Genomic DNA, 17544 nt, shown 5'->3' on the forward strand with positions numbered 1-17544 from the left:
TAAGGATCCCGAGTCGAACCCCACGGGATCACCTACGCTCTACCGCACCGATCGGGGATCTTGGGTAGTGCAAGGATGGGTCGTCAACGACGCTGATGCGCTGGCGCAGGTGGACCTACCCGAGGGTGAGACGTGCGTGGAGATTCCGGACAGGATGATCCGGTTTTTCGGGCAGGGAGACCGTGGCATCGATAACGGATGAAGACTTTGACCGGCTCCTGCTGGACTTCGAGCGGGAATCGATTCATCTAGAAACCCGTGACGCCTACGGTACGGCGGTTGAGCTTCCACATATGGCGCAATGGGCCGCAGGTGAGCATGACGACCTGGAATGGCTCCAGGATTGGTGCGCTACCTTGCGCGAGCATGTGAAGGCTGGAAGGTCCATCCGCCGTGCGCGTATTGTGTCAGAGCCACTCAGTGATTACCAGCGCTGGTCGTATGCCATCGCCCATCCCATGGTGGACGCGGGCGAGGACATCCGGTGGGTTCCGCGTAGGCTCGCGTCTTCGATCGCACTGCCCGGCAACGACTTCTACCTATTAGATGATCGGCTGGTTGTGTTCCTGCATTATGCGGGAAATGGCCTTGGCGTCGATAAGGTAACGTCCACAGACCCGCACGATATCAAACTCTGCCGCGATTCGTTCGAGGCAGTTTGGAAGCTAGCAGTACCTCACCGTGAATACGAACCCCTCTAGCTCCCCTAAACGGGCGCGGCAAGCGCTGGGGATTCGCCTTCGGGACTTGCGTAAGGAGGCAGGTTTAACGGGGCGGCAACTGGCGATGGTGACCGGCCAGCACTACACGCGAATCAGCAAGATTGAGAATGGCGTACAGACGCCAACTGACCAGGACATACAGGAATGGTGCCGCGCATGCTCAGCGGACGATCAAGTTCCTGACCTGGTCGCCAGCCTCCGCGCGGTCGAATCCGCCTATCTTGAGTATCGCCGGCAGTCCCGCGCCGGGATGAAACGTGTTCTCGGCGCGCACACGCTACAACGCTATGACCAGACAAGTTTTTTCCGTATCTACGAGCACAACGTTATACCGGGACTGTTCCAAACGGCTGAGTACTCGGCCGCAATGCTATCCTTCTGGATCAAATTCTTGGGAACCCCTAACGACGTGGAAGAGGCTGTCGGCGTCCGCATGGAGCGGCAGAAGGTTCTTTATCGGAGCGGAAAACGGTTCGCTGTCCTCCTCGAAGAACAAGCCCTGCGAACATGGTTTGGGACCGCTGAGATACAGGCCGGGCAGCTTGGCCGGCTCCTTGAGCTCATGTCCCTGTCGAACGTCTACCTCGGGATTATCCCGCTGATGACTCACCGCGTAGGCGTCCCGTCGGCCGGTTTCTGGATCTTGGATGATGCCCTTGTCGCACTGGAGACGCCAACGGCGAGCATCGAGGTCACGCAGCCATCAGAGATCCAGCTTTACGCGAGAATGTTCGAGGTGCTCAAAGGTTCGGCCCTTCACGGCCGCGAGGCGCGAGCCCTCATCGTCAAGGCCCTTGGTGAGCTGAACGACTGACCAGACATCCCGCGATGCTCCGGCTGGACGGGTGGGGCGGTGACTTGCAAACTCGGGAGTCGGTTTGTCCAGTTTCACCCGCTATGCCAGGCCGTCTGATTGCGGTCGGGATCGGCCGTCCGTACTTCCCCCGCCGGAGGCCGTCGATGCGTCTGTCGGGTTCAGGGTTCGCCGGGCTTGTCTCCAGCATTTGCGCAGATGTACGCCAAACACCCCGCCTACCGCGGGGATGATCATGCCTGCCTGATCCTTCTCGGCGCCGCAGGGGCCAGGGGCCCACGGGAGGGTACGAGAAGTGCGGGGCGGGGCGCGCGAGACAATGGCGCGGCCCGGGACCCCACTGCCTGCCGAGTCCCGATGCGACCCAGAACGACGAGGTTTTCATGAGCACCACCGATTCAGCAGCGGACAGGGCTCCGGCGAGCGCCCCGGGGCTCAGCCCGGTCGGCCCGCTCGGCCCGCTCGGCCCACCGGTCGCAGCCGGCGTCGGCGAGGCCAGGGGGACCGGCGACACCGCCACTCCTCGCGAGTACGTCCTCACCCTCTCCTGCGCCGACCGGCTCGGGATCGTCCACGCCGTGTCCGGCTTCCTCGCCGAACACTCCTGCAACATCGTCGACAGCCAGCAGTTCAGCGACCGGCAGGGTGGCTGCTTCTTCATGCGCGTCCATGTCCAGGCCGAGTCGCCCGAGGTGACCCTCGACGATCTCCAGGTGGGGTTCGCTCCGGTGGGTGCCGAGTTCGGCATGGACTGGCAGGTGCGCGACCTCGCGGTGCGGCAACGCCTGCTGGTCCTCGTCTCCAAGCAGGACCACTGCCTCAACGACCTGCTCTACCGCTGCCGGGTGGGCGCGATCCCGGCCGACATCGCGGCGGTCGTCTCCAACCATCCCGACGCGGGTCCGATGGTGGAGTCGGTCGGCCTGCCGTTCCATCACCTCCCCGTCACCCCGGAGACGAAGCGGGAACAGGAGGAACGCATCCTCGACCTGGTGACCGAACACCAGGTCGACCTGGTGGTCCTGGCCCGCTACATGCAGGTCCTCTCCCACGAACTCTGCGAGAAGCTGGTCGGGCGGGCGATCAACATCCACCACTCGTTCCTGCCGAGCTTCGCCGGCGCCAAGCCCTATCACCAGGCGTACGAACGCGGCGTCAAACTGATCGGCGCCACCGCCCACTACGTGACGGAGGTCCTGGACGAGGGACCGATCATCGAGCAGGAGGTGGCGCGGGTGGACCACTCGCTCACCCCGGCGAAGCTCGCGGCGGTGGGCCGCGACCTGGAGAGCCTCGCGCTCGCCAGGGCAGTGACCTGGCACCTGGAGCACCGGGTCATTCTCAACGGCGGGCGGACCGTGGTCTTTCGTTGAGTGGAGTTCAGTCGAGTGGGCTTGCGATGACAGACCTTGCGATGACAAGCACCGGACAAGGAGCGGCATGACGGCACGGATTCTGGACGGCAAGGCGACGGCGGCGGCGATTCGTACCACCCTGACCGCTCGGGTCGAAGCACTGCGGGCGCGCGGTGTCACGCCGGGCCTGGGAACCGTGCTGGTCGGTGACGACCCGGGCAGCCATGCGTACGTCCGCGGCAAGCACCGCGACTGCGCCCAGGTCGGGATCGCGAGCATGCGGGTGGAGCTGCCGGCCACGGCGACCCAGGAGGAGGTGGAGGCGGAGGTGGAGCGGCTCAACGCCGACCCGGCGTGCACGGGCTTCATCGTTCAGCTGCCGCTGCCGAAGGGGCTCGACGCCAACCGCGTGCTGGCCCGGATGGATCCTGCCAAGGACGCCGACGGCCTGCACCCGGTCAACCTCGGCTGGCTGGTGCACGGCAAGCCGGCGCCCCTTCCGTGTACGCCGCGGGGGATCGTCGAGCTGCTCAGGACGTACGACGTCGAGCTCGCCGGCGCGGAGGTCTGCGTCATAGGACGCGGCATCACCGTCGGCCGCCCGCTCGGTCTGATCCTCACCCGCCGGTCCGAGAACTCCACGGTGACGCTCTGCCACACCCGGACGAAGGACCTCAGCGCTCACGTCAGGGCTGCCGACATCGTGGTGGCGGCCGCGGGGGTGCCGGGGCTCGTCACTGCGGACATGGTGCGTCCGGGCGCGGCGGTCCTCGACGTCGGCATCACCCGGACCGACGCCGGCCTCGTGGGCGACGTCGACCCGGGTGTGCGCGAGGTGGCCGGCTGGCTGGCGCCGATGCCGGGCGGTGTGGGTCCTATGACGCGGGCGATGCTCCTCACCAACGTCGTCGACGCGGCCGAAGCCGCATCGGCAAGCGGTCAGCCGACCTAGGACGGGTCACCACAGCCGCACGGCTCTCCCGGTGCCGCGGCCGTGGAGGCGTCCCGCTAGCCGACGAGCGCGGGGGCGAGTTCGCGGAGTTGACCGAGGTCGAGTCCGCGGTCGGGGGCGAGCGGCTGGAGAAGTACGTGGTCGGCACCGGCGTCGAGGTGCTCCTTCACCCGATCGCGTACGGCGTCGACCGATCCCCACGCGACGACCGCGTCGACCAGCCGGTCACTCCCACCATTCGCGACGTCCTCCTCGGTGAACCCGAGTGCGCGCAGGCTGTTCACGTAGTTCGGCAGCCGCAGGTAGAACGCCGTGTGCTCGCGGCCGACCTCCCTCGCCCGGCCCGGATCGGTCTCGACCAAAACGGCCTGTTCGGGGATGAGCAGCGGTCCTTCGCCGAGAATCTCCCGGGCCCTCGCCGTGTGGGTGGTGGGGACGAAGTACGGATGAGCGCCGTCGGTACGGTCGCGCGACAGCTCCAACATCTTCGGGCGTAGGGCCGCCAGGACGCAGGGCACCGGCTCGGGCGGTTCCGCCGCCACGTACGCCGCCGCCGCCATCTCGTCCAGATAGCCGCGCATCTTGGCGAGCGGGCGTTCGTAGGTGTGGCCACGTGCGGCGACGGGCGGCTGGTGGCTCACGCCCAGGCCGAGCAGGAACCTGCCCGGGAACGCCTCGCCGAGAGTCTTCGCCCCGCTGTTCATCGCGGCGGCGTCGCGGCCCCACACGTTCGCGATCCCGGTGCCGAGCGAAAGGCGGTTCGTTGCGGCGAGCAGGATCGCGGCGTTGCTGAACGGCTCCTTCGTCGCCGGTGTGTCCGCAAGCCACAGCGAGCCGTACCCGAGTTCCTCGATCTCCGCCGCGGCCTCGCGAACCTGCCCTGCGGGTAGTCCGTTGAGGGCGGCGATCCAGGTGCCGACCTGGCCGAGGCGCTGCTTCCAGGCTGCGGTGTCGATCCTGCTTGTCATCGATGACCTCTCGGGTGTGGGTTGTCCTGTCGAGGGCGGCAGTGCGGTCGTCCGGCGTCGTCAGTGGAGAACTTCTGCTGGGCGCGACGTATGCCCGAGCCGCGTCGTCGACCGCGCACCAGGCTCAGACCCGATGCCGCAGAGAGCTCACGTTTCTCTGGGCGATCATCCAGAAGGTGAATGAGTCTCTGGAGGTATCTCCATCGACTCTCGTGATTCAGCCATGGTGAAGTGATCCGCATGGAGGAGATCTTGCCCACCCACCCGCCACGTCAGCACACCGTTGTCCCTGCCGGTGGGGCGCGTGCTCTCGCCCTGGCGGCCGGTCAGATGCTGCGCGTGGTGGATCTCGAGGGCCAGCAGGTGGGCGACGTCTTCGCGTTCGTCCGTGACGACCCCCTCGAATACCACAGCGCCCCGCACACGCGTGCAGCCGTGGGACGGCTGTTCCCTGCCGTCGGCGAGGCGTTCTTCACCAATCGCCGGCGCCCGATGCTGAGGTTGCTGGACGACACGTCACGCGGCTCGCACGACATGTTGATCGCCGCGTGCGACCCCGCCCGCTACGCCGGGCTCGGCGCCTCGGCTGGGCATCCCTCGTGCGCGGAGAACCTCCACCGCGCCCTCGCCGACCTGAACACGCCGATCACCCACACCCCGCAGCCCATCAACGTGTTCATGCGGATCACCGTCGACGCGGACGGTGGGCTGCGGTGGCTTCCGGCAGCGAGCCGAGCGGGCGACAGCGTCAGCTTCGAGGCGCTTCTCGACTGTGTTGTCGTCGTGTCCGCCTGTCCTCAGGACATCGTCGGCATCAACGGCCCCGGTCCGACCGCGCTCGGCCTCGAGCTGACGTCCGTACGAAAGAGAGAAGGAAGAGCGTGAGTCATTCGAACGCAGTCCGGCTGGAGCACCCTGCCCTGGCGCCTACCCGCCTGGCTGGTCAGACGCTGGCCAACAGGTTGGCCGTGGCACCGATGACCAGGGTCTCCGCGTCGCCTGCCGGAGTACCCACGCCGGCGATGGTCGACTACTACGCCCGCTTCGCGCGTGGCGGATTCGGGCTGGTGATCACGGAGGGAACCTACACCGACGAGACGTTCAGCCAGGGCTATCTCCATCAGCCTGGTCTCGCGTCACCGGCTCAGGTGTCCGCATGGACGGAGGTCACCGCCAAGGTTCACGCGGAGGGGGCCCGTATCGTCGCCCAACTCATGCACGCGGGGGCTCTGTCGCAGGGCAATCCGCATCGTGACGGGACAGTCGGCCCGTCGGCGATCCGCCCACGCGGGGAGATGATGCCGGAGTACCGCGGGAGCGGGCTCTGGCCGGTGCCCGCGGCGATGACGGCGTACGACATCGACGAGGCGGTGGAGGGATTCGTCGACGCGGCCGCGCACGCCCGTGCTGCTGGCTTCGACGGGATCGAGGTGCACGCGGCGAACGGCTACCTGCTCGACCAGTTCCTGACGACCTACACCAACCATCGCGACGACGAGTACGGCGGGTCGGTCGCCAACCGCGTGCGGCTCACGGCGCGGATCGTGACCGCGATCAGGGTGGCGCTCGGTCCCGACTTCTGGGTCGGCGTTCGGCTGTCGCAGACGAAGGTGAACGACTTCGAGTACCGCTGGCCGGGAGGAAGTGCCGACGCCCGGGTGATCTTCGCCGCTCTGGGCGAGGCGGGTGCGACCTACCTGCATGTCGCCAGCGAAGGGCGCAACTGGATCGAAACCGCCCGACTGGACAGTGACGGGGACGGGGACGGCAACGGCGCGGGACCCGGCGGCACCATCACCGCACTTGCCCGCGAGGTGAGCGGGCTTCCGGTGATCGCCAACGGTGGCATGCACGATCCCGAACAGGCGGCACAGGTCTTGGCCGGTGGTCACGCGGACATGCTCGCGCTCGCCCGCGGCGCCCTCGCCAACCCGGACTTCCCGCAGCGGTTGGCCGCCGGCGAGCGTCTGCGTGCGTTCGACCACTCCATGCTGACGCCGATGGCGACCCTGGAGAACGCCGAACGCTGGCGGAGGGCCGTCGATCTCCCCTCGTCGGATACGGCCGCAGCCGGATCCGAAGAGGCGCGGACCTGAGCAGGCGGACGTGAGCAGGCGGATGCGGGAAGGGACGGGCGCCGGGTGACAGACTCCCGTATGCCCACGAACGCACGCTCCTGGCTCGGCGGTGCGGCTGCCGTGGCCACGTTGACCTTCGACGTGGACGCCGAAGCGGCCATCCTCGCCCAGGGCCGCCGCTACGCCCGGCACGCGTCGACCATGACCCACCAGGCGTACGGCCCGGATGTGGGGGTACCCCGGCTGCTGGACCTGCTCGACGAACTCGGCGTACCCGCGACGTTCTTCGTACCTGGCTGGGTCGCCGAGCAGCGACCCGGCCTCGCGGCGAAGATCGCGGGCCGCGGTCACGAGGTGGCCCACCATTCCTACAGCCACCGGCCGCCGACCCAGCTGACTCCGGCACAGGAGCGGGCGGACTTCGAGCGTGCCCTGCGGGTCTTCGCCGACCAGGGCATCGAGGTGACAGGGCACCGGGCGGCCGGTTGGGAGGCGACCTGGCAGACCGCGGAACTGGTCGCCGAGCACGGCCTGCGCTACGACTCGTCCTGGATGGGCGATGACCGGCCTTACCAGGTCAGGACCGGTGCCGGCGACGTTGTCGAGCTTCCCGTGCACTGGTCGCTCGACGACTGGGAGCAGTACGCCTTCCTGCCCGATCCGCCCATCGGTCAGGTGATCGAGTCACCGCGCAAGGTGCTCGCCATGTGGCAGGACGAGCTGGATGCCATGCGCCACTACCACTGCCTGTTCAACCTCACCTGCCACCCGTTCCTTTCCGGTCGGCCCGGGCGGGCGTTGGCGTTGCGGCGGCTGATCGAGTACGCGAAGGAGTGCGGCGACGTGCGGTTCGCACGGTGTCGGGAGGTGGCTGCCGCGACGCTCGATGATCCGGCTGTCCGAACCGTCGAACTGCGTCCGGTCATCGCCGACCCGGAGGTGTACCCCGAGGTGGGCCCAGGAATGAGCGCAGGAATGAGCGCAGGAATGAGCCCAGGGGTGGGCCCAGCGGTTGGCATGGGGAGGACGTAACGCAGTAGCGCCGCGGATCGGGCGTCCCGGCGGGACTCAGCGGTGGGTGATCGCCGCGTCGGACTCGAGGGCGAGGAAGAGGTCCACCCGGTCCGCGGTGTGGTTGACGTCCTTGCCGGTGAGTTCGGTGATCTTGGTCAGCCGGTTCCGCAGGGTGTTGACGTGGATGAAGAGCGCCGCCGCGGTCGCCGCCCACTGGCAGTCGTGGGCGAGGAAGCTGCGGAGGGTGGCTTCCAGGCCCGCTCCGCGGCGGTCGTCGTAGGTTCGCAGTGGACCGAGGACCCCTTCGGCGAACCTGCGGACGACCTCTGGATCCTGTAGTCCGAGCAGGATCCGGTGGGTGCCCAGTTCAGAAAGGCTGCCGACCTGCGGGCCGCCGGAACGCTGGCGCAGCAACCGGCAGGCGTCCCGTGACTCCACCAACGGACGCCGTAGCCCGGAAGCGTCCGGAACGACGTCGCCGATGCCGATCACCGGGCGCAGCTGCGCGTGGCGATCCTCGACGGCCGCCACGAGCGTGTGCGCGAACGCGGGCAGCTCTCGCCCGGGACCGCGCCAGGACAGCACGGCGATCACGTCGTCGCTGCCGGTGATCACCACGGCGGGAACGCCTTCGCCGACGAAGAACTCACCGACCGTCTCCGCGAGGGTGGGTGGCGCGGCCGCTCCACCGCCAGAGAACGCTAGTGCGCAGACCGCGAGCGGGCCGCCGGCGTCGATGCCGAAGGCGTGCAGCCGCTCGGCCACCGCGGCGGCCCGGCTACCGCCGGAGAGAATCATGTCGATCAGCTCGCCGGCGAAACGCATCTCGATGGCCTGCACCGCCTGTTGCTTGGCCAACTCGAGGCTCAGGAACGTGGCCGCCTGCTCAAGGGCTTGGCCGACCCGACCGCGGAGTGCGGAGGCTGGACGCAGGCAGAGCAGGGCGGCGTCGACGTCGGTGAGCGCCCCCACCAGGAACACGGTGGCAGGGCCTGACGGGCCGAGGTCGAGTTCGAGCGGAGGCGGGTGCCGGTTCAGTGCTTCCACCACCATGTCCAGGGCCGCTGCATCGAGGTGGAAGTCCGCGGCCGCGAGCAGCCGTCCGGAACGGTCGACGACCGCGAGTGGAAGCTCATGGTCGCGGCGCAGGATGCCGAGCACGCCCGAAGCCCCGAACCCGCGCGAGATCGTCTCGGCCAGCGCGTTGCCCCGGCGGACGGCACCCAGGATCGCGCTCTGGCGTTCGTCGGCGTACATGTCGGCTGCGGCCTGGGTGAGCGCGGTGAACGGCACCTCGGTGGAGATCTCCGCGAGGGGAAGCTGCGCCCCTCGGCATGCGTCGACGAGATCCTCGGGCGTGCGCGGCGTCGAATCACGAAGGCCGAACACGATCCCTGCGGCGCCCGCTCGCACGACGTTGGCGACGAAGGTCGCGGACATGGCCGCGTCAGTACGCCACAGTCCGTTGGTGAGGACGAGTTCGCGGTTGCGGAGGTACGGGGACGGGTCGGGGAGCTCGGTGTTGTGCACCCAGAGCACTTCGCTGTCCAGGGCGCCTGGCGCGCCTTCGGCGAGCACCCGCAGCTCGAGTGCGGGGTTGTCGACGAGGCCACGCAACGTCAGCACGCTGTGAGCTTATCCATGCTGCAAGGCGGTCCAGAGGAGGTTCGTCTACCGCCGCCCGGCCCCGCCTGAGGGGTCCGGGTGCGATCAGGAGCCGGCAGTTGATCTTCTCGAGTACCTGACCTGGTGAAGGCCACCCCATGCGGGACACCGGTCCATGGTCATGAGGGAGACTGGTCCACATGCGTGAGGTCATGATCCTCGGCTCGACCGGCTCGATCGGTACCCAGGCGATCGATGTCGTACGCCGCAATCCGGACAGGTTCCGGGTCGTCGGCCTGGCCGCGGGCGGCAGCCAGGTGGAGGTCCTCGCGCGGCAGGCGCTCGAGTTGGGCGTCGATGTCGTCGCCGTCGCGAAGGCCAGCGCCGTCCAGGACCTCCAGCTGGCGATCTACGCGGCGGCGCAGAAGCACGGATACAGCGCGGGGGAGTTCGCGATCCCCAAGATCCTCGCCGGGCCGGACGCCGCCAGCGAGGCGGCCCGGTGGCCCTGTGACGTCGTACTCAACGGCATGACGGGTTCGGTCGGGCTCGCTCCCACGCTCGCGGCACTCGAGGCAGGCCGCACCCTCGCCCTCGCCAACAAGGAGTCGCTCATCGCCGGCGCACCGCTGGTCAAGGCGGCCGCGAAGCCGGGTCAGATCGTCCCGGTCGACTCCGAGCACACCGCCCTCGCGCAGTGTCTGCGTGGCGGCCGGCGGGAGGAGGTACGCCGGCTCGTCGTCACCGCCAGTGGCGGCCCGTTCCGTGGTTGCCAGCGGGCCGACCTCACCGACGTGACACCTGAGCAGGCGCTCGCGCACCCCACGTGGAACATGGGCCCGGTCATCACGATCAACTCCGCCACCCTGGTCAACAAGGGTCTCGAGGTCATCGAGGCGCACGAGCTCTTCGACATCCCGTACGACCGGATCGAGGTCGTGGTCCACCCGCAGTCGATCGTGCACTCGATGGTGGAGTTCCACGACGGCTCGACCCTCGCCCAGGCCAGCCCGCCGGACATGCGGCTGCCGATCGCCCTCGCGCTCGGCTGGCCCGACCGGGTGCCCGACGCCGCCCCGGCCTGTGACTGGTCTCAGGCGTCCACCTGGGACTTCCAGCCTCTCGACGACGAGGCGTTTCCCGCGATCCGCCTGGCCCGTGCGGCCGGTGAGCGGGGCGGTGCGGCGCCCGCGGTCTACAACGCTGCCAACGAGGAGTGCGTCGCCGCGTTCGTCGACGGCCGGCTGTCCTTCCTCGGCATCGTCGACACCGTGGCTCACATCCTCGACGAATACACTCGCGGCGACACTTCGGTATCCCCGGGCGGCGTCTCGACTCTTGCCGACGTGCTCGCCGGCGAGACGTGGGCCCGGTCCCGCGCCACCCAGCTCATCGCGTCACCTGCCGCAACCCCCGACGAAAAGGATCTGTCCGCATGGACCTGATCGCGATCTTCGGCGCCGTCGTTTTCTTCGCCGGCGTCCTCGCGTCCATCGCGCTCCACGAGGTGGGGCACATGGTGCCCGCGAAGCTGTTCGACGTGCGGGTGACGCAGTACATGGTCGGATTCGGCAAGACGCTCTGGTCGCGCAAGCGGGGCGAGACGGAGTACGGCATCAAGTGGATCCCGTTCGGCGGCTACGTACGCATGATCGGGATGTTCCCGCCCGCCCGCGACGGTCGACTCCGGCGGTCGAGCACGGGTCCTTTCCAGACGCTGGTCGAGGAGGCGCGGAGCGCATCGGCCGAGGAGACCGCGCCCGGCCAGGAGCACCGGCTCTTCTACACCAAGAAGTGGTGGCAGAAGCTGATCATCATGAGCGGTGGTCCGCTCATGAACGTCTTCCTGGCGATCATCCTCTTCGGCGTCGTCCTCATGGGCTTCGGCACCTTCGTCCCGAAACCGGTCGTCAGCATGGTGCCGGACTGTGTGATCCCCGCGAGCGAGGGTCAGCGCAAGTGCACCGACCGGGATCCGGTCTCACCCGCCAAGCAGGCCGGCTTCGAGCAGGGCGACGAGATCGTGGCGTTCAACGGCAGCCCCGTGGCGTCGTGGGCCGCGATCTCCGCGCACATCCGTGACTCCGACGCCGGTGCCGTGACCATCACGGTCGAGCGTGACGGCACGCGGCGCGACCTGCGGGCCGACCTGATCGCCACGGACCGGCCGAACCCCGACAACCCCACCCGGACCGAGCGGGTCGGATACCTCGGCATCTCACCGAAGATGGTGCACGAACGCCAGGGACCGGTAGCGGTCTTCGGCGAGATGGGTCGCATCACCGGCCTGACAGTGCAGGCGATGGCGCACATCCCGGACCGCATGGTCGGCGTGGCCCAGGCCGCGTTCGGCGGAGAGCGCGCGCAGGACAGTCCCATGAGCATCATCGGCGCCAGCCGGGTGGCTGGCGAGATCGCGACGCTCGAGATCCCCGTGTCCAGCCGGATCGCCGGCTTCATCCAGTGGTTGGCCGCCCTCAACCTGTTCGTCGCGCTGTTCAACTTCATCCCGCTGCTCCCGCTGGACGGCGGTCACATCGCCGGTGCCCTGTACGAAGGCCTCCGCCGGGCGATCGCCCGGCTGCTCAAGCGCCCCGATCCCGGTTATGTCGACGTGGCGCGGGCGCTGCCGATCGCCTACGCCGTGGCGAGCGTTCTCGTCGTGATGGGCGTCCTGCTGATCTACGCCGACATCGTCAATCCCGTGCGATTGCCGGGCTGAGGCGGGGTTGGCAGAGCGTGTGACGGAGAATTGAGAGACGGTAGAGGGACACCAGACGCCGGAAGCAACGAAGGACTGCCGCGAAGCAACGAATGACTGCCGCGAAGCAACGAAGGACTGATGGTGACAAGCGTTGATCTAGGCATGCCAGCCGCTCCGCCGCCCACCCTTGCCGAGCGCCGCAAGACCCGCCAGATCCGGGTCGGCAAGGTGCTTGTCGGTGGCGACGCGCCGGTGTCGGTGCAGTCGATGACGACGACCCCCACGACCGACATCAACGCCACGCTGCAGCAGATCGCGGAACTCACCGCGAGTGGTTGTGACATCGTGCGGGTCGCCGTGCCAAGCCAGGACGACGCCGAGGCGTTGCCGGCCATCGCGCGGAAGTCGCAGATCCCGGTGATCGCCGACATCCACTTCCAGCCGAAGTACGTCTTCGCCGCGATCGACGCAGGATGCGCCGCGGTTCGCGTCAACCCCGGCAACATCAGGAAGTTCGACGACAAGGTGGCCGAGATCGCCAGGGCGGCCACCGACGCGGGCGTGTCGATCCGGATCGGTGTCAACGCCGGTTCGCTCGACCCGCGCCTGTTGGAGAAGTACGGCAAGCCGAGTGCGGAGGCGCTGGTCGAGTCGGCGCTGTGGGAGGCGAGCCTGTTCGAGGAGCACGGTTACGGCGACTTCAAGATCTCCGTCAAGCACCACGACCCGGTGGTCATGGTCAAGGCGTACGAACTGCTGTCCGAGCAGTGCGACTACCCCCTGCACCTCGGCGTGACAGAAGCCGGTCCGGCGTTCCAGGGGACGATCAAGTCGGCGGTGGCGTTCGGCGCCCTGCTGGCCAAGGGGATCGGCGACACCATCCGGGTGTCCCTGTCCGCGCCACCGGTCGAAGAGGTCAAGGTCGGCATCAAGATCCTCGAGTCGCTCAACCTGCGTCCGCGCAAGCTCGAGATCGTGTCCTGCCCGTCGTGCGGTCGTGCCCAGGTCGACGTCTACAAACTCGCCGAGGAGGTGACGGCCGGCCTGGAGGGTATGGAGGTTCCCCTGCGGGTGGCCGTCATGGGCTGTGTCGTCAACGGGCCGGGGGAGGCGCGCGAAGCCGATCTCGGTGTCGCCTCGGGCAATGGCAAGGGCCAGATCTTCGTCAAGGGCGAGGTCGTGAAGACTGTGCCGGAGAGCGAGATCGTCGAGACGTTGATCGACGAGGCGATGCGGATCTCGGAGGAGATTACCCGATCCGGGGTACCGTCGGGATCACCTGAGGTCGAAGTGCGCTGAGGCCCGGTGCCGCGGAAGGAGGGCGGATGCTCGAGACCACCGAGCGGGTCCGACTTCTGCATGCGGGGGACCTGCGTGCCGTCCGCCGGGTGCTCGACGCCGACCCGGTGACGAATGTCTTCGTCGACGCGCGGGTCGAGGCCGCGGGATCCGATCTTCGCCGGATGGGTGGCCAGTTGTGGGGATTCGCCCACCGCGGCCGGCTCGTGTCGTTGTGCTACTCCGGGGCCAACCTCGTCCCTGTGGCGGCCACGTCGGCCGCCGCTTCCGCCTTCGCCGAACGCGCGCTGCGCGTCGGGCGCCACTGCTCGTCGGTGTGGGGCCCCCGTGACGCCGTCGCGGCCCTGTGGGAGGTGCTGGAACCCTCCTGGGGTGCCGCCCGCGGCGTCCGCGCCGACCAGCCGTTCCTCACGTTGCGGCGGGAGCCTGCCGTCCGCCCGGATCCGTTGGTACGCCGGGTCACGATCGCAGACCTGGGGCTCGTCTACGACGCGAGCGTGGCGTTCTTCCGTGAGGAGTTGGGGGTTTCTCCCGAGGCGAGGGACGGTGGGGCCTACTACCGGTCCCGGGTCGCCGAGTTGGTGCGGCAGGGCCGGGCCTACGCCCGGATCGAGGACGGAGAGGTCGTCTTCAAGGCCGAGATCGGGGTCGCCACTCGGCGTACGTTCCAGGTCCAGGGGGTGTGGGTGCGGCCCGAGCGGCGCGGGGAAGGGCTGGCGGCACCGGGAGTCGCCGCGGTGGTCGCGGCGGGGCTGCGCGATGTCGCGCCGGTGGCGACGTTGTACGTCAACGACTTCAACCTCGCGGCCCGTCGCGCCTACGCGCGGGTCGGCTTCACTCAGGCCAGCACCTTCATGACCGTGCTGTTCTGATAGTCGCAGACTGATCCCCGGTTCCCGGTCCCCGGTTCGAGGTGGTCGCCGAGGCCGTCGCGACCGGCCGGGTGACGATCCGGACCGCCGTCAGGCGCCGGGATGCGCGATGGGGAGTCCGATGGACTTGGCCGCGGCGAGCAGCCGCTTGTCGTAGGTGACGAAAGCTGTCAGCTCGTCGCCGAAGACGGCGGAGGCGGTCGCCAGATGGATGGCGTCGAGTGACCGGAGGGTGGAGTCCTGGTACGCCGCCGCGGTGGCGCGTACGAGGTCGTCGAGGTCGTACAGCGCGATGCGCGAAAGCACGGCCGGTGCCGCGCTGAGGAGCTCCGGCTCGCTCCGGCGTAAGGCTCTCGGCACCTCGACCTCGACAAGAGCCGATGCCACGAGAGGTTCAGGTCGCCGTTGTTCCAGCCAGTCCACCAGGGCATCGCTTTCCTGCTCTGGCCTGATGAGTTTGATCAGCGCCGCGGTGTCGAGGTAGATCATCAGTAACGTTCGTCGTCGCGTAGCTCGCTGACCAGCCGGCCACCCTCATGATCGGTCCTGACTGGTCCTCGCGGGCGGGGTATCGGCCCGGTCGCGGTCGGCAACCGGAGCTTCCCGGTTGCGGCGAGTCGGCGCAGTGGTTCGGCGGCGGCCGGCACCACGCGGGCAATGACCACGCCCCGCTCGGTGATGTCGATCTCCTCGCCCCGTTTGACCCTGGCCAGGACGCTGGCAGTGTCCTGGTTGAGGGCTCGCACCGGCACCTCGCTCATGGGCCAAGTGTAGTACGAACATGTACTACATAGCGGCCCACGGGCGGCGGATGCGTCGGCGGTCAGGTGTAGCGGTAGGCGGTGTCGGGAATGTCGGTCACGAACATGTGGCCCGGTGCATGGGTGATCGCGAACGGCGGACACGAGGACATGACTGCCGCCTGGGGTGTCGTTCCGCAGGCCCAGAACACCGGCACCTCGTCCTCCCGGATCGTCACGGCGTCACCGAAGTCCGGCCGTCCGAGGTCGGCGATGCCGAGTGCCTCCGGATTGCCGACCGCGACCGGCGCGCCGTGAGCATCCGGCATCGCGGCCGTGACCCGCACCGCGGTGGCGACCAGATCCGACGGGATCGGCCGCATGGTCACGACAAGCGGCCCACGCAGCTGACCGGCCGGCCGGCAGGGGTGAGTCGTGACGTACATCGGGACGTTGCGACCCTCCTCGACGTGGCGCAGGGGCAGTCCTGCCGTGCGTAGCGCCGCCTCGAAGGTGAAGCTCGAGCCGATGAGGAAGGCCACGAGATCCGGTCGCCAGTAGCGCCCCACCTCGCCTGGTTCGTCGACGAGGGAGCCGTCACGCCAGATGCGGTACGCCGGAAGGTCGGTACGCAGGTCCGCGCCAGGCGCCAGCTCGGTCCGGGCCAACCCCGGATCGGTGACGTCGAGCACGGGGCATGCTCGCTCGTTGCGCTGCGCGAAGAGGAGGACGTCGTACGCCCAGTCCGACGGCACCGCGATCAGGTTGGCCTGGGCGAAGCCGGCCGACCATCCTGCGGTCGGCGCGACGGTCCCCTTCCGGAACAGCGCTCTCGCCCGGGCCGGCGGGATGTAGGCCATCCCCGTCGTGTCGGGGCTGAGCTCGGCGAGGGCGGCGCCCGCGACAGGGGCGTTTCGGGCGCTCGCCGGTGTGGAAGCCATGGTGGACATGGCGGTCCCTTTCCGATCTGTTGGAGAAGGTGGGCCTGTCAGAGGAGGTTGGCCTGTCAGCTGACCCCGGCCCGTCAGGTGAGTTCGCGGCCACGGGTTTCGGGCAGCCCGAGCAGCGCGAGCACGGCGATGGCGTACGCCGCCGCCCCGAAGGTCATCGCGCCTCCGAGGCCGACGCTCGCCGCCAGGAACCCGACCGCCGCCGGGAAGAACGCGCCCATCGCGCGGCCGAAGTTGTAGGTGAAGCCCTGTCCGGTGCCGCGGAGTTGCGTGGGGTAGAGCTCTGCGAGGAACGCACCGAACCCGCTGAAGATGGCTGACGCACTGAACCCCAACGGGAATCCGAGGACCAGCACGAGAGTGTTCGCGCCAGTCGGGATCTGGGTGTAGGCCAGCAGCAGCACACCGGACAGCGCCGCGAACAACGTGAACGTGCGCTTCCGGCCGAGCCGGTCGGTGAGGTATCCGCCGGTGAGATAACCGGCGAACGCGCCGGAGATGAGGAACGCCATGTAGCCGCCGGTGCCGACCACCGTGAGCTCCCGCTCGTTCTTCAGGTAGGTCGGCAGCCAGGTGGCGAGCGTGTAGTAGCCGCCCTGCACACCGGTGGCGAGGAGAGCTGCGAAGAACGTCGTGGAGGCCAACCTGCCGCGGAAGATCGCGGAGAACGAACCGGCGGTCGTGCCGCGCCGCCGCTCTGTGGCGACAGGTGCGTCGGTGACGCTGCGCCGGAGATAGAGGATCAGCAGCGCCGGCATCGCGCCGGTCCAGAAGAGCACCCGCCAGGCGAGGTCTTCTGACACCAGGGAGAACACCACGGTGTAGGCGATGACGGCGAGGCCCCAGCCGACCGCCCAGGCACTCTGGATCCAGCCCAGGACCTGGCCGCGGTGAGGGGACCGGGCGTACTCCGCGACCAGGATGGCACCGGTCGCCCATTCACCCCCGAAGCCGAACCCCTGCAGGGCGCGGAACACCAACAGGGTCTCGTAGTTCGGTGCGAACCCGCACGCGACGGTGAAGAAGGCGTACGTCGCGACGGTGATGACGAGCATGCGGGTGCGCCCGATGCGGTCGGCGAGAACGCCGGCCACCGCGCCGCCCACGGCCGACACGACGAGGGTGACCGTGGCGAGCAGACCCGCCTGTCCGGTGGTCAGTCCCAGCGCGGCGGTCATGGCGGCGAGCGCGAGCGGGAGGATCTGGAAGTCGTAGGAGTCGAGTCCCCAGCCGCCGAACGCGCCGACGAACGCGCGCCGTCCGCGCGGGCCGAGTGTGCGGAACCACGCGAAGGCGCGGTCGTCTTCGGGAACGAGAGTCTGTGCTGATGGCGACGTCATGGGTGACCTCACAATGAGGATGAGGTGAGCAGGAGTCCCCGCGTCGGTGGGCCACGTTGCGACGCCGGCGCGAGGTGGATTGCTGCGTGACGTATCGCTCGATGCTATGGTTCACCGTAAGGATTGTTGAA

The 17544-nt window shown here is 68.5% G+C and carries 17 protein-coding genes; 11 read left to right on the plus strand and 6 right to left on the minus strand.

Annotation, left to right across the window (positions count from 1 at the left end):
* Nucleotides 1–182: 182 nt before the first annotated feature.
* The 4 genes from ABNF93_RS04930 to ABNF93_RS04945 all read left to right on the plus strand — a co-directional run bounded on the left by ABNF93_RS04930 (nt 183) and on the right by ABNF93_RS04945 (nt 3843).
* On the plus strand, nt 183–701 hold the full coding sequence (locus ABNF93_RS04930; protein ID WP_349326317.1) for a DUF6879 family protein: 519 nt from the start codon (nt 183–185) through the stop codon (nt 699–701).
* The gene (locus ABNF93_RS04935; protein ID WP_349326318.1) at nt 682–1536 is read left to right on the plus strand and encodes a helix-turn-helix domain-containing protein; all 855 of its coding nucleotides are present in this window, start codon (nt 682–684) and stop codon (nt 1534–1536) included. The genes ABNF93_RS04930 and ABNF93_RS04935 overlap by 20 nt, the downstream gene beginning before the upstream one ends.
* A 383-nt stretch (nt 1537–1919) precedes the next feature.
* Nucleotides 1920–2909, plus strand: coding sequence for a formyltetrahydrofolate deformylase (gene purU / locus ABNF93_RS04940; RefSeq protein WP_349326319.1), 990 nt, complete (start codon nt 1920–1922; stop codon nt 2907–2909).
* Between the two features lie 67 nt (nt 2910–2976).
* On the plus strand, nt 2977–3843 hold the full coding sequence (locus ABNF93_RS04945) for a bifunctional methylenetetrahydrofolate dehydrogenase/methenyltetrahydrofolate cyclohydrolase (protein ID WP_349326320.1): 867 nt from the start codon (nt 2977–2979) through the stop codon (nt 3841–3843).
* Nucleotides 3844–3899: 56 nt separating this feature from the next.
* On the opposite strand, the gene ABNF93_RS04950 is transcribed toward ABNF93_RS04945, so the two are convergent.
* Nucleotides 3900–4811 carry an LLM class F420-dependent oxidoreductase gene (locus ABNF93_RS04950; RefSeq protein WP_349326321.1) on the minus strand — a complete coding sequence of 304 codons (912 nt, stop codon included), beginning with the start codon at nt 4809–4811 and terminating at the stop codon, nt 3900–3902.
* Between the two features lie 240 nt (nt 4812–5051).
* Here ABNF93_RS04950 and ABNF93_RS04955 point away from each other — a divergent pair, with 240 nt between their 5' ends.
* Genes ABNF93_RS04955 through ABNF93_RS04965 form a run of 3 tightly spaced genes read left to right on the plus strand, consistent with a single transcriptional unit; the run spans nt 5052 to nt 7921 of the window.
* Nucleotides 5052–5696: a DUF1989 domain-containing protein gene (locus ABNF93_RS04955; protein WP_349326322.1), complete on the plus strand. Its 645-nt coding sequence runs from the start codon at nt 5052–5054 to the stop codon at nt 5694–5696.
* Nucleotides 5693–6907 carry an oxidoreductase gene (locus tag ABNF93_RS04960; protein ID WP_349326323.1) on the plus strand — a complete coding sequence of 405 codons (1215 nt, stop codon included), beginning with the start codon at nt 5693–5695 and terminating at the stop codon, nt 6905–6907. Before ABNF93_RS04955 ends, ABNF93_RS04960 begins: the two co-directional genes overlap by 4 nt.
* 60 nt (nt 6908–6967) lie before the next feature.
* Nucleotides 6968–7921: a polysaccharide deacetylase family protein gene (locus tag ABNF93_RS04965; RefSeq protein ID WP_349326324.1), complete on the plus strand. Its 954-nt coding sequence runs from the start codon at nt 6968–6970 to the stop codon at nt 7919–7921.
* 36 nt (nt 7922–7957) lie between these two features.
* Here ABNF93_RS04965 and ABNF93_RS04970 read toward each other — a convergent pair whose 3' ends face one another.
* The gene (locus ABNF93_RS04970; protein ID WP_349326325.1) at nt 7958–9529 is read right to left on the minus strand and encodes a PucR family transcriptional regulator; all 1572 of its coding nucleotides are present in this window, start codon (nt 9527–9529) and stop codon (nt 7958–7960) included.
* Nucleotides 9530–9708: 179 nt separating this feature from the next.
* On the opposite strand from ABNF93_RS04970, the gene dxr reads away from it, so the two are divergent.
* The 4 genes from dxr (at nt 9709) to ABNF93_RS04990 (ending at nt 14383) form a co-directional block, all read left to right on the plus strand.
* Nucleotides 9709–10953 carry a 1-deoxy-D-xylulose-5-phosphate reductoisomerase gene (gene dxr / locus ABNF93_RS04975; protein ID WP_349326326.1) on the plus strand — a complete coding sequence of 415 codons (1245 nt, stop codon included), beginning with the start codon at nt 9709–9711 and terminating at the stop codon, nt 10951–10953.
* The gene (locus ABNF93_RS04980) at nt 10944–12230 is read left to right on the plus strand and encodes a M50 family metallopeptidase (RefSeq protein ID WP_349326327.1); all 1287 of its coding nucleotides are present in this window, start codon (nt 10944–10946) and stop codon (nt 12228–12230) included. The genes dxr and ABNF93_RS04980 overlap by 10 nt, the downstream gene beginning before the upstream one ends.
* Before the next feature lie 144 nt (nt 12231–12374).
* On the plus strand, nt 12375–13511 hold the full coding sequence (gene ispG / locus ABNF93_RS04985; protein ID WP_349326328.1) for a flavodoxin-dependent (E)-4-hydroxy-3-methylbut-2-enyl-diphosphate synthase: 1137 nt from the start codon (nt 12375–12377) through the stop codon (nt 13509–13511).
* Nucleotides 13512–13537: 26 nt separating this feature from the next.
* Nucleotides 13538–14383: a GNAT family N-acetyltransferase gene (locus ABNF93_RS04990; protein WP_349326329.1), complete on the plus strand. Its 846-nt coding sequence runs from the start codon at nt 13538–13540 to the stop codon at nt 14381–14383.
* Nucleotides 14384–14473: 90 nt separating this feature from the next.
* Here the strand turns inward: ABNF93_RS04990 and ABNF93_RS04995 are convergent, their stop codons facing one another.
* The 4 genes from ABNF93_RS04995 to ABNF93_RS05010 form a co-directional block, all read right to left on the minus strand.
* Complete coding sequence (locus ABNF93_RS04995) at nt 14474–14872, minus strand: type II toxin-antitoxin system VapC family toxin (protein ID WP_349326330.1); 399 nt, start codon at nt 14870–14872, stop codon at nt 14474–14476.
* Entirely contained in the window at nt 14872–15144 is a 273-nt protein-coding gene (locus tag ABNF93_RS05000; protein ID WP_349326331.1) for a type II toxin-antitoxin system Phd/YefM family antitoxin, read from the minus strand. The genes ABNF93_RS04995 and ABNF93_RS05000 overlap by 1 nt, the downstream gene beginning before the upstream one ends.
* 62 nt (nt 15145–15206) lie before the next feature.
* On the minus strand, nt 15207–16064 hold the full coding sequence (locus ABNF93_RS05005) for a putative hydro-lyase (protein ID WP_349326332.1): 858 nt from the start codon (nt 16062–16064) through the stop codon (nt 15207–15209).
* Between the two features lie 83 nt (nt 16065–16147).
* Nucleotides 16148–17413, minus strand: coding sequence for an MFS transporter (locus ABNF93_RS05010; protein WP_349326333.1), 1266 nt, complete (start codon nt 17411–17413; stop codon nt 16148–16150).
* Between the last annotated feature and the right edge of the window lie 131 nt (nt 17414–17544).

Source organism: Actinopolymorpha sp. B9G3, assembly GCF_040120725.1.
GTDB lineage: Bacteria > Actinomycetota > Actinomycetes > Propionibacteriales > Actinopolymorphaceae > Thermasporomyces.